Below are 11649 nucleotides of genomic sequence, written 5' to 3' on the forward strand. Positions count from 1 at the left end.
TATGAGAGTGTTCACCCATGAAGACGACGGCCGATCTCCTTCTCCACCCGATCCGCCTGCGCATCGTCCAGACGCTGCTCGGCGACCGCCGCATGACCACCGCCGCCCTCGCCGCGGAGCTCTCCGACGTCTCGACCGCCACGCTGTACCGCCACGTCGCGCTGCTGGCCGACGCGGGCGTGCTGGAGGTCGTCGGCGAGCAGCGGGTGCGCGGCGCGGTGGAGCGCACCTACGCGCTGCGCCTGGCGGCGGCGCAGGTCTCCGAGGAGGACCTGGCGGCGATGTCCCCCGAAGACCACCGGCGGGCGTTCATGGCCTTCGCCGCGGGGCTGCTGGCCGACTACGACCGCTACCTCGACCGGGGCGACGTCGACCTGCGCCGTGACGGCGTCGGCTACCGGCAGGCCGCCCTGTGGCTCTCCGACGACGAGTTCGCCGCGTTCACGGCCGACCTGCGGGCCGTGTTCCAGGCCAGGGCGGGCAACGGGCCGGGGGAGGGGCGGACGAGGCGGACGGTCACCACCGTCCTGATGCCGTCCGCGCCCTGACGGCCCGGCCCCGCCCGCCCTCGGCGGTCACCGCCCCCCGTCCTGTCGCACCGCGTAGCGGCGCAGGTCGTCCAGGTATCCCTCGGCCGCCAGGGAGCGGGGGGCGGCCACGGCGAGCAGGAACGACCTGAGCTCGGATCCCTCGACGTCCTTCGGCACCAGGGAGTGCGTGGCGTCGGGGTAGTGCCGTACCTGCAGCTGGCCGGGCCGGCGCAGCAGCCGGCGATAGACGTCCTCGGTCTCGGCGACGTCGACGTTGACGTCGTGGCCGCCGAGCATCAGCAGGACGGGGGTCCGCATCCTCTCCAGGTCCGCGGTCGCGTCGGAGGTGTGGTTGGCCAGGACGAAACGCCAGCGGTCGGGGGTCATCCCCTGCGCGCCGCCGAGCGCCGCCCGGTACCGCTCGAAGGACGCGCCCGCGGCCAGCAGCTCCCGGGTCCTGTCGCTGCGGGCCACCGCGGCCCGGACCTCCCGCGGCGAGGCGCCGGCCTCCTCCAGCTCGGCCAGCAGGTTGTAGCGTCCCTGCCGCAGCCAGTTGACCGCAGGCGAGACGGCGATGACGAACCTGAGCTCGGGCATGCGCACGGCGACCTTGGGCATCACCCAGCCGGCCTGGCTGGCGCCCCACAGCCCGATCCGCGCGGGATCGACGTCCGGCCGGGTCTTGGCCCAGGCGATGGCGTCGAGGGTCTCCCGGGCGCGGTCGTCCATGCTCTGGTGCAGCCATTGGCCCGGGGCGCCCCCCACGCCCGGCTTGTTCCACGACAGGGAGGCGTATCCGGCCTCGGCGAGCGCCTCCCAGGCCGGGCGGTAGAAGGTTTCGTGCGTGGCGTCGATCGGGCCGTCGCCGTGCACGAAGACCACCAGCCCGAACGGCCCGCGGCCGGTGGGGGGCAGGGCGAGCACGCCCTTCAGGGGGTGCTCGCCGCCGGTGATGGTCACCTGCTCCTCCCTGAGGTCGTAGGTGTGCTGGTACACCACCCAGCCTCCGCACGCGAGGATCAGCGCGATCACGCCGGCCGTGAACGACAGCAGCCGGCGCCGCCACCGGCGGCCCCCGCCGGCGGCAGGGGAGGCGGCCGGGGAGACGGCCGGAGTGGATGAGGATGGGGATGGGTCGGGGCTCATCGCGGTCTCTGTTCTCTCAAATGCAAAACTATCGATTACTGTACGAACGTATCAGCAATGATAGATAGGAGATGTGAGGAGATGTCGGACGACCGCGAGCAGGAGGGCGGGGGAGCGGGCGCGGAGGTCCCCACCCGGGTCCTGGTGGAGGGCATGGTCCGCGAGGACGGGACCATCGACGCCGGCGAGCTCTACGCCGTCGCCACCGCGCTGGGCATGTCCGACCAGCAGGTGAGGCTGTGCGTGAAGCGGCTCGTCGCCGAGGGGCGGCTCACGCAGGAGGGGCGGGGCCGCCGGGCGCTGCTGCGGGCGACCGACGAAACCCGCAGGTCGATGGCTCCGCACGCCGAGTTCATGCGCCACATGTACCGCCAGGACCGCGGGCAGGCCCCGTGGGACGGCACCTGGCGCCTGGTGGCGTTCGCGGTGCCGGAGACGGCCCGTCCCGCCCGCGACGCGCTGCGCGAGGCCATCGTCGGACTCGGCGGCGCACCCGTGCACGGCGGCCTGTACGTCTCGCCGAACGACTGGGAGGAACTGGTCGAGGCCGAGGCCGCCCGGCTGGGTCTCGCCGAGCACGTCGCCTTCCTCACCAGCGGTGACCTGCGCCTGGGCGGCGAGCGCGATCCGCGCGCACTGGCGGCCCGGCTCTGGCCGCTGGAACGCTTCGCCCGGGCGCACGAGCGGCTCGCGGGCATCGCCGGGACGCGCCTGGCCCGGCTGCGCGGTACGGCTCCGCTGACGCGGGAGGAGGTCGTCGGCATCGCGATCGAGCTCGCCGCCGAGTTCACCCGCGCCGTCGAGCCCGACCCGCTGCTCCCGCCCGAGCTGCTGCCCCGGCCCTGGCCGGGCGTACGGGCCCGCGACCTGGTCGCCCGGTGCTGGGCGGAACTGCTGCGGCGGGAGGAGGGCGCCCCGGGGCCCCGGCTGTTCCGCCTCTACGGCGACGCGGTCCGGGAGATCGTGGGAGCGGGAACCGGGCGGACGGGCTGAAGGGCCGGCGGGTGCTCCGGCCGCCGGTCCCGGTGTCCTCGTGCGGCGGGGTCGGGGCGGTGCGTCCGGCGGCGCCGTCGAAATCCGTCAGGGCCTGCCCCGGTCGCGCTCCACCGAATCCGTCAGGGCCTGCCCCAGCCGCGCTCCACCGACCGGCGGCAGGCGTCGGGGCCGTCCCCCGCGCCGATGAAGAGCGCGGTCAGCAGGGGAACGGCGTGGGCGAGCGCCTCGTGCGGCAGGGGGCCCGTGGCGACGAGCGAGGCGAGCCCGTGGCCGACCGTCCAGCTCTGCGTCGCCAGCTCCAGCGGGGAGACGTCGTCGCGGAAGCGGCCGGCCGCCTTGGCCCGGTCGACGGCCCGGACGAGGTGGTCCAGGGTCGCGTCCGCCGCCTCGGCGTCTTCGAGCTCGAAGTCCGCGTCGAACATGACGCGGTAGAGGTCGGGGTTCTCCAGGGCGTTGGCCAGGTAGGCGGCGGCCAGGGCGGTGAGGTCCCGCACCGGGTCCGCGGAGACCGGGACGGCTGCGAGTTTGGCCGCCAGCCGGGTGAAGCCCTCCTGGCGCAGTGACCGCCACAGCCCGTCCATGCCGCCGAAGTAGGTGTAGACGGCCATCGTCGAGACGCCGGTCCCGGCGACCAGCGTGCGCAGCGTGACCGGCCGCCGGGCCCGGAGCATCTGTGCGGCCCGCTCCAGCAGCAGGGAGCGGACCGTCGGATCTTTCGTCCTCGCCATGACTCAAGAATACATAGCATAGCTATGCTATGTTTCGAGGAAACGCCGATCCGCCCCTGACATGAAGGAGAAGCCATGGCCGTCACATTGATCAACCCCGAAGGACTGCCGAAGCCCGAGGCCTACCGGCAGTTGTCGATCGCCACCGGGTCGAAGCTGGTGTTCGTCGCGGGCCAGGTCGCCCGGGACGCCGACGGCGGACGGGTCGGCGAAGGAGATCTCGCCGCGCAGGTCGAGCAGGCCTATCTCAACATCGGCACCGCTCTGGCCGAGGCCGGCGGCTCCTTCGACGACGTCGCGAAGCTCACCGCCTACGTCGTCGATTGGAGCCCCGAGAAGATGCCGCTGCTGGGCGAGGGGGTGAGCCGGGCGGCGGCGAAGCTGGGCGTCGACCCGGTCAAGCCGATCACGCTGCTGGGCGTCGCGGCGCTGGCGGAGCCGGACCTCCTGGTCGAGGTCGAGGCCATCGCGGTGATCGACTAGTCCTCCCGGGCGGGTCCTCCCGGACGCCGCTCGGCGGCGGCGCCGTACCGGGTGCGGGCCGTATCGGGTGCGGGGCCGTACCCGGTGCGGCGCTAGTCGGGGTGGTGCTGGTGCTGCAGGTAGGCGGCGGTCTCGGGGTTGGCCGGGAAGTAGGCCTCGATGGCCAGCTCGGCCACGGTGATGTCGAGCGGCGTGCCGAAGGTCGTCATCGTGCTGAAGAAGACCAGCTCGCGGTAGCCGCGGCGGAGCCGGAGCGGGATCACCAGCTGCCCGGGACCGGTGCCGAGCTCGGGCTCCGGCTGGTCGCAGGGGTAGTCGACGAGCTCCCGCCAGAGCTCGGTCAGCTCGGGGTCGGCGGTCAGGCTGATCTGGCGGCGCAGCCGGTGCAGCAGGTGGGCGCGCCACTCGCCCAGGTTGAGGATCCGGTGCGCGATGCCCCTCGGGTGCAGGCTCAGCCGCAGCACGTTGACCGGCGGTTCGAGCAGCTCCGGGGCGACGCCGCGCAGCAGCAGCCCGGTGGCGGGGTTGCGGTCCACCAGGTTCCAGCGCTGGTCCACGACCACCGCCGGGTACGGCTGGTGCCCGCTCAGCACCTGCCCCAGCGCCTCGCGGACCGAGGCCATCTCGGGGGAGTTCAGCGGGGTCTCGGCGAAGACCGGGGCGAAGCCGCCGGCGAGCAGCAGGTGGTTGCGCTCGCGCAGCGGCAGGTCCAGCTCCTCGGCGAGGTGGAGGATCATGTCCCGGCTGGGCTTGGAGCGGCCGGTCTCCACGAAGCTCAGGTGCCGGGTGGAGATGTCGGCCTGGATGGCCAGGTCCAGCTGGCTCATCCTCCGGCGCTCCCGCCACTGGCGCAGCAGCTCGCCGACCGGCCGGTTCGCGCTGGTGGTGGTCACGAACCACACGATATCCAGCAATGATCTGCCAGACCATTACCGGTGGTGTAACGGTGATCGCGACATCCCGGAGACGGGCGCGGGCGCGGCGTGTGCCAGGATCAGGCGGCGTGGGCCATCGAAATCTCCGGGCGACGGCACTGGCCGTGCTGGCGCTCCTGGCCGGCTCCGCCGGGTGCTCCTCCTCCGAGGGCGCGGAGCGGACCGTCACCGTGTTCGCCGCCGCCTCGCTGACCGAGGTGTTCACCGGGCTCGGAGCGGACTTCGAGGCGGCGAATCCCGGGACGGACGTCAGGTTCAACTTCGGCTCCAGCGCCACGCTGGCGCAGCAGATCGTCCAGGGCGCGCCCGCCGACGTGTTCGCCGCCGCCAGCCCGGCCACCATGAAGACCGTCACCGACGCGTCCCTGGCGGACGCGCCCGCGGTCTTCGCCCGCAACCGGCTGCAGATCGCGGTCCCGGCGGGCGACCCCGGGCGGATCGGCGGTCTGGCGGACCTCGCCGACCCCCGCACGAAGGTCGCCCTCTGCGCGCCCCAGGTGCCCTGCGGGGCGGCGGCGGCCAAGGCCCTGGCCGCCGCCGGGGTGAAGGTCACCCCGGTCACCCTGGAGCAGGACGTCAAGGCCACCCTGACCAAGCTCGTCCTCGGCGAGGTCGACGCCGCGCTGGTCTACCGGACCGACGTGCGGGCCGCGAAGGGCCGTTCGGGGAGGCCGTCCGGGAGCCCCGCCGCGGATTCCTCGGCGGGCCCGTCGGCGGGCGGGGTCGAGGGCGTCGACTTCCCCGAGGCGGGACAGGCGGTCAACGACTACCCGATCGCGGTCCTGCGGCCGGCGCCCGCCGGAGACCTCGCCCGGCGCTTCACCGACCTCGTCCTCTCCCGCCGGGGCCGGGACGCGCTGGCCGCGGCGGGCTTCGAGGTCCCGTAGGCGCGGGGAGACCGGTCCGGGAGGAACGCCGCGCCTCCCGCGGGCGCGGGCGGAGGGAACGGGAGAGGAGGGGACGGCCGGATGCGAGGACGGATGCCGTGGCCGCTGGTGGTCCCGGCGGTCGCGGGGCTGGTCTTCCTGGTCCTGCCCCTGCTCGGCCTGCTGGTCAGAGCCCCCTGGGCGGGGATGGGCGAACGGCTGGCCGAACCGCTGGTGCTGGAGGCGCTGCGCCTGTCGCTGGTCACCGCCACCCTCGCCACCGCGATCTGCCTGCTGCTCGGGGTCCCGCTGGCCTGGCTGCTGGCCCGGGGGGACCTCCGCGGGCGGCGGCTGATCCGGGCCCTGGTGACGGTCCCGCTGGTGCTGCCGCCCGTGGTCGGCGGCGTCGCGCTGCTGCTCGTCCTCGGCCGGAACGGGCTGGCCGGGCGGTGGCTGTACGAGGCGTTCGGGATCTCGTTCCCGTTCACCACGGCCGGGGTGGTGCTCGCCGAGGCGTTCGTGGCCATGCCGTTCCTGGTGATCAGTGTGGAGGGCGCGCTCAGGGCGGCGGACCCGCGCTACGAGGAGGCCGCGGCCACCCTCGGGGCGTCCCGGTGGCGGGTGTTCACCCGGGTCACGCTGCCGCTCGTCGCGCCCGGCGTCTCGGCGGGAGCGGTGCTGTGCTGGGCGCGGGCGCTGGGGGAGTTCGGGGCCACCATCACCTTCGCCGGGAACTTCCCGGGGCGGACGCAGACCATGCCGCTCGCGGTGTACCTCGCGCTGGAGACCGATCCCGAGGCCGCGATCGTGCTGAGCCTGGTCCTGCTCGCGGTCTCCGTGCTCGTGCTGGCCAGCCTCCGCGACCGGTGGGCGGGGACGCCGTGAGCGCCGCGGACGTGACGGAGACCGCGAGTGCCGGGAGCGCGACGGAGACCGTGCCGGGGACGGAGACCGTGCCGGGGACGGAGACCGTGCCGGGGACGGAGACCGTGTCCGGGACGGGGGCCGTGAGCGCGGTACCGGCTCCCCGGGGGAGGGCGGGAAGACCATGATCGGTGCCAGGCTGATGGTGGAGCGGCCGAGGTTCCGCCTCGACCTGGAGCTGGAGGTGGCCGCCGGGGAGGTGGTCGCCCTGCTCGGCCCCAACGGCGCGGGCAAGACCACGGTCCTGCGGGCGCTGGCCGGGCTGCTGCCCCTGTCCGCCGGGCACATCCGCCTCGACGGCGAGCCGCTGCACACGATCCCCGCCGAGCGGCGCCCGGTCGGCATGGTCTTCCAGGACTACCTGCTCTTCCCGCACCTGTCCGCACTGGACAACGTCGCCTTCGGCCCGCGCTGCCACGGCGTGCCGAAGCGGCGGGCCCGCGCGCTCGCGGCCGAGTGGCTGGAGCGCGTCGGCCTGGCCGGGCACGCCGGGGCCAGGCCCCGCGAGCTGTCCGGCGGGCAGGCCCAGCGGGTCGCGCTCGCCCGCGCGCTGGCCGTACGGCCCCGCCTGCTCCTCCTCGACGAACCGCTCGCCGCCCTCGACGCGCACACCCGCCTGGACGTCCGCGCGGCCCTCCACCGCCACCTCGGCGACTTCGACGGGGCCGCCGTGCTGGTCACCCACGATCCGCTCGACGCGATGGTGCTGGCCGACCGGCTCGTCGTGGTGGAGGACGGCGCGGTCGTCCAGGAAGGCGCCCCCTCGACCGTGGCGCGCCATCCCCGTACGGACTACGTCGCCCGGCTGGTCGGGCTCAACCTCTACCGGGGCGTCGCCGACGGGCACGCCGTACGGCTGGACGGCGTCACGCTGAACGCGGCCGAGTCCCAGACCGGCCCGGTGTTCGTGGCCTTCCCGCCCACGGCGGTCGCCCTCTACCGCACCCGCCCGGACGGCACGCCCCGCAACCTCTGGGAGGCGGTGATCGGCGGGGTGGAGCGGCACGGCGACCACGTCCGGGTGCTGCTCACCGGGCCGATCGAGGCGTCGGCCGACGTCACCGCCGCCGCGGTCGCCGAGCTCGGCCTCCGGCCCGGCGCACGGGTCTGGGCCGCCCTCAAGGCCACCGAGACCCACGCCTACCCGGCCTGACCGGCCACACGGGAGCCTTCGGCCGGGACCGGGATCGGACGGCCGTCCCGGGGCCGGATAACCGTTCGCGGCGGCGGGGCGCGGACGTCCAGACTGGTCCGATGGGACGGGAACGGGGCCGTACGGCCGGTGCGGTGGTGACGTCGGAGGGCGAGTGCCTGGGGAGCCTCGGGCCGTTCCCGGTGGCGACCCCCTGGTGGGCCGACGTCGGACCGGTCGCCGACCATCTGACGGCGGTGCTCGGCGTGCCCGTCATGGTGCTGCGGCTGGTGGACGTCCGGGGCGGCGGCGGAGCCAGGGACGGGCACGTGACCTACCACGCCGAGGCCTTCGGCCGCCCCCGCGAGGGTCTGCTCGGCGCGGCGCCCGCCGACGCGGCGGAGCTGCTCCGGCCCGCCGCCCGCCGGGCCGGATGGGCCACCGCGTCCGGTCTCCGGGAGTCCCTGGAGTGGGCCCGGGAGGCGCTGCGGGCGGCGGGCCGCCCGGCGAGCGGAGCCGTACGGCAGGTGAAGACCTGGAACCTGTCGGGGCTGTTCCGCATCCCCACCGCGCAGGGCCCGGTCTGGCTGAAGGAGACGCCCGCCTTCGCGACGTGGGAGGCGGACGCGATGGAGGCACTCGCGGCGGTGGATCCGGAGCTCGTCCCCGCCGTCGTGGCGTCCGACGCCGGCCGCCGCCGGGTGGTCCTCGACCACCTGCCCGGCGAGGACTGCTGGGAGGCCCCGGCGGAGACCGTCCGCGCGATGACCGGCCGCTGGGCCGCGGCGCAGGCGGCGCTCGCGCGGCGCCGGGACGGGATCCCGGACGGCCTGCCGGACCGCACCCCGCGTGTCCTGGCGGAGCCGGTGCACGGGCTCCTCGACGGCGAGGCCGCGACCGGACTGACCGCCGCCGAGCTGTCGGCGGCGCATCGGCTGGCCGAGAGGCTGCCCGCCCTGGCCACCGCGCTGGAGGAGTGCGGCCTGCCCTACTCCCTGGTGCACGCCGACTTCCATCCCGGCAACTGGCGGTCGGACGGGCGGCGCACGGCCGCGGTCGACTTCGCCGACTGCCATTTCGGCCATCCCGCGCTGGACGCGCTGCGGACGTGCGCGTTCCTGCCCGCCGACCGCCGCCACGAGGTGACCGGCGCCTGGACCGCCGCCTGGTCGGCGCTGGTCCCCGGCTCCGACCCGGCCAGGTCGCTGGCCCTGGCCGGGCCCTTCGCGCGACTGGCGTACGCGGTGCGCTACCAGGAGTTCCTGGACGGCATCGAGGCGAGCGAGCGCGTCTACCACGAAGGCGATCCGGCGGCCGAGATCCGCGCGGCCCTGGCGGCAGGGGAACGGCTCGGCCGCGGCGAATCGCTCGGCGGCGGGTGACCCGGAGGCGGGTGACCCGCCGGCGGAACGGCTCGGCGGCGGATCGGTCAGCGGCGCTTGACTCTGCGGGCCAGTCGGCTGGTGATGCGCTCCAGTTCGGTGCCGAAGGGGTTGTCCTGGACGAGGTAGGTCCAGGTGGCGGTGGGGCGCTTGAGACCCGCGCCCTCCAGGTCGAGGCCGTCGGCGGTGATCTCCGCGGCCTCGAATGCGGCGACCGAGCGGGCCTCCACCTCGGCCAGCATCCGCCGGTAGGCGTCGACGGCCTCCTTGTGGAACTCGTCGATCGGGTTGGCCCGGCCGAGGACGCGCAGGTGGACGCCCTCCCGGACCTCTCCGAGATAGGCCAGGTGCTCGGCCCAGCAGCGGTCGAGATGGAACAGCACGATCTGCCGGGCGGCCTCGTGCAGCACGTCCGCCGCCCCTCCGGCGCCGGATCCGGCCTGGGTCCCGTCGGTTTCAGCGGGTGCGGTCCCGTCGGCCCGGGTCCCGTCGGTTTCAGCGGGTGCGGTCCCGTCGGTTCCGGTGCCGGCCGCGTTCCCGCCCGTCAGGCTCTCCCGCACCTCGGCCCAGCGCTCGGGGGCGGCCGCGGCGAGGGCCTCGGAGGCCGTACGCCCGCGCAGGACCTTGTCCCGCCGTGCCAGCACCTCCTCACGCTGCCGCTCCAGCAGGCGCGTGTAGCGCCAGGTGTTGCGGTGGATCTCCATGTCGACGCCCTCGGCGACGCGCTGGGCGTGCGCGACGAGCCGCCGGGACGGCACCCCGCCGTGGTACTCGTCGGCGACGTAGTGGCTGATCAGGTCGTCCTCGCCGCTGACGAAGAAGACCGAGCCGCCGGGGTCGCCCTGCCGGCCGGCGCGACCGCGGAGCTGGTCGTCCAGGCGGCTGGCGGCGTGCCGCCCCGAGCCGATGACGTACAGCCCGCCCAGGGCGTCGACCCCCTCGCCGAGGCGGATGTCGGTGCCGCGCCCGGCCATCTGGGTGGAGACCGTGATCGCGCCGCGTTCCCCGGCCGCCGCGATGATCGAGGCCTCCTCGGCGTCGTTCTTGGCGTTGAGGAGCACGCACTCCAGGCCGCGCCCGGCCAGGGTCAGGGCGAGCCGCTCGGACTCCGCCACGTCGAGGGTCCCGATGAGGACCGGCCTGCCGGTCGCGTGCGCCTCGGCGATCTCGTCGGCCAGCGCCCGGTCCCGCTCCATGGCGTGCTCGAACAGGCGGTCCGGTTCGTCGGTGCGGACCAGCGGCCGGTTGGGCGGGACGACGGCCACCGTGAGGCCGTAGAACTCGCGGAGCTGGTCGCCGACGGCCACGGCCGTGCCGGTCATCCCGCACTTGACGGGATAGCGGGTGATCAGCCCCTGGACGGTGATCGAGTCGAGGATCTCGCCGGTCTCGGAGGCGGGCAGCGCCTCCTTGGCCTCGACCGCGGCCTGCAGGCCGTCCGGCCAGCGCTGCAGCAGCGCCACCCGGCCCCGCGACGGGTTGACCAGGTGGACCCGGCCGTCGCGGACGATGTAGTCGACGTCCTTGGTGAGCAGGGCGTGGGCGTGCAGGGCGAGGCTGACCTCGGCCAGGGTCCCGGGGGTGTCGTAGAGCTCGACGCCCAGGGCGCTCTCGACCGTGTCGATGCCCTTGGGGGTCAGGTGGACGTTGCGGGCCTGGTCGTCGGTCTCGTAGTGGTAGCCCTTGACGAGCCGCCGGACCAGCGCGGCCATCTCCGGCACCGCGTCGCCCGGGTCGGCGGCCCCGGCCAGTACGAGCGGCACCCGCGCCTCGTCCACCAGCACCGAGTCGGCCTCGTCCACCAGGGCGACCTCCGGCTCGGGCACGACGAGCTCGGCGACGTCGGTGCGGAGCCGGTCGCGCAGCACGTCGAAGCCGATCTCACTGACCGAGCCGTAGGTCACGTCCCGGGCGTAGGCCGCGCGGCGCTCGTCCGGCGTGGAGTTCTGGCCGATCCAGCCGACCGTGACGCCCAGCGCGGCGTACAGCGGGCCCATCCACTCGGCGTCGCGCCGGGCCAGGTAGTCGTTGACCGAGATGACATGGACCCGCCTGCCCTGCAGGGCGTATCCGGCGGCGGCCATCGCGCCGGAGAGGGTCTTGCCCTCGCCGGTGGCCATCTCCGCGACGTTGCCGGAGAGCATGGCCAGCGTGCCGACGAGCTGCACGTCGTACGGGCGCAGCCCCAGCGACCGGTCGGCGGCCTCCCGGAGCAGGGCGCAGAAGGCGGCCAGGTCGTCGACCCGGGGCTCCGGCAGCTCCTCCGCGGCCCGCAGACGCTCCTCGTGGGACCGGGAGGCCGCCACCGTCCGCTCGAAGGGCGCCAGGTCGATCGAACCGGGACGCTCCAGGAACCGCCTGACGAACTGCTTTATCGACGCCACGTTCCCTCCAACGCCCGTTTCGCGGATCCCGTTCCCTGCGGTGGGTGCGGTGCGGCGGGACCGGAGCGGATCCGGAGCCCGTGCCGGTATCTTGTCCCGCTGTGAGTCCCGCTCCCCGCGGGGCAGTGGCCCCGGGCCCCGGC

At 74.8% G+C, this 11649-nt stretch carries 11 protein-coding genes; 7 read left to right on the top strand and 4 right to left on the bottom strand.

Annotation, left to right across the window (positions count from 1 at the left end; genetic code table 11):
• Window positions 1–17: 17 nt before the first annotated feature.
• Complete coding sequence (locus tag HS045_RS15290) at window positions 18–548, top strand: helix-turn-helix domain-containing protein (RefSeq protein WP_196452019.1); 531 nt, start codon at window positions 18–20, stop codon at window positions 546–548.
• A 27-nt stretch (window positions 549–575) separates the two neighbouring features.
• On the opposite strand, the gene HS045_RS15295 is transcribed toward HS045_RS15290, so the two are convergent.
• A complete protein-coding gene (locus HS045_RS15295) occupies window positions 576–1676 on the bottom strand; it encodes a S9 family peptidase (RefSeq protein ID WP_230884048.1) in 1101 nt (366 codons plus the stop codon).
• A gap of 81 nt (window positions 1677–1757) precedes the next feature.
• On the opposite strand from HS045_RS15295, the gene HS045_RS15300 reads away from it, so the two are divergent.
• Window positions 1758–2669, top strand: a complete 912-nt coding sequence (locus HS045_RS15300) for a PaaX family transcriptional regulator C-terminal domain-containing protein (RefSeq protein ID WP_196452020.1) — start codon at window positions 1758–1760, stop codon at window positions 2667–2669.
• Between the two features lie 122 nt (window positions 2670–2791).
• Here the strand turns inward: HS045_RS15300 and HS045_RS15305 are convergent, their stop codons facing one another.
• On the bottom strand, window positions 2792–3400 hold the full coding sequence (locus HS045_RS15305) for a TetR/AcrR family transcriptional regulator (RefSeq protein WP_196452021.1): 609 nt from the start codon (window positions 3398–3400) through the stop codon (window positions 2792–2794).
• A 75-nt stretch (window positions 3401–3475) separates the two neighbouring features.
• Here HS045_RS15305 and HS045_RS15310 point away from each other — a divergent pair, with 75 nt between their 5' ends.
• Window positions 3476–3883, top strand: a complete 408-nt coding sequence (locus HS045_RS15310; protein WP_196452022.1) for a RidA family protein — start codon at window positions 3476–3478, stop codon at window positions 3881–3883.
• Window positions 3884–3975: 92 nt separating this feature from the next.
• On the opposite strand, the gene HS045_RS15315 is transcribed toward HS045_RS15310, so the two are convergent.
• Window positions 3976–4776 (bottom strand): helix-turn-helix transcriptional regulator, encoded by an 801-nt coding sequence (locus HS045_RS15315; RefSeq protein ID WP_307827537.1) that lies wholly within the window; start codon window positions 4774–4776, stop codon window positions 3976–3978.
• Between the two features lie 110 nt (window positions 4777–4886).
• Between HS045_RS15315 and modA the strand changes: the two genes are divergently transcribed.
• From modA to HS045_RS15335, 4 genes are all read left to right on the top strand, one after another.
• On the top strand, window positions 4887–5705 hold the full coding sequence (modA, locus tag HS045_RS15320) for a molybdate ABC transporter substrate-binding protein (RefSeq protein WP_307827538.1): 819 nt from the start codon (window positions 4887–4889) through the stop codon (window positions 5703–5705).
• An 81-nt stretch (window positions 5706–5786) separates the two neighbouring features.
• Window positions 5787–6569, top strand: coding sequence for a molybdate ABC transporter permease subunit (modB, locus tag HS045_RS15325; RefSeq protein ID WP_196452024.1), 783 nt, complete (start codon window positions 5787–5789; stop codon window positions 6567–6569).
• Between the two features lie 163 nt (window positions 6570–6732).
• A complete protein-coding gene (locus HS045_RS15330; RefSeq protein WP_196452025.1) occupies window positions 6733–7761 on the top strand; it encodes an ABC transporter ATP-binding protein in 1029 nt (342 codons plus the stop codon).
• A gap of 101 nt (window positions 7762–7862) precedes the next feature.
• Window positions 7863–9122: an aminoglycoside phosphotransferase family protein gene (locus tag HS045_RS15335; protein ID WP_196452026.1), complete on the top strand. Its 1260-nt coding sequence runs from the start codon at window positions 7863–7865 to the stop codon at window positions 9120–9122.
• Between the two features lie 47 nt (window positions 9123–9169).
• On the opposite strand, the gene secA2 is transcribed toward HS045_RS15335, so the two are convergent.
• Complete coding sequence (gene secA2 / locus HS045_RS15340) at window positions 9170–11506, bottom strand: accessory Sec system translocase SecA2 (protein WP_196452027.1); 2337 nt, start codon at window positions 11504–11506, stop codon at window positions 9170–9172.
• Window positions 11507–11649: the final 143 nt, after the last annotated feature.

This window comes from Planomonospora sp. ID82291 (genome assembly GCF_015711645.1).
Taxonomy (GTDB): Bacteria; Actinomycetota; Actinomycetes; order Streptosporangiales; family Streptosporangiaceae; genus Planomonospora.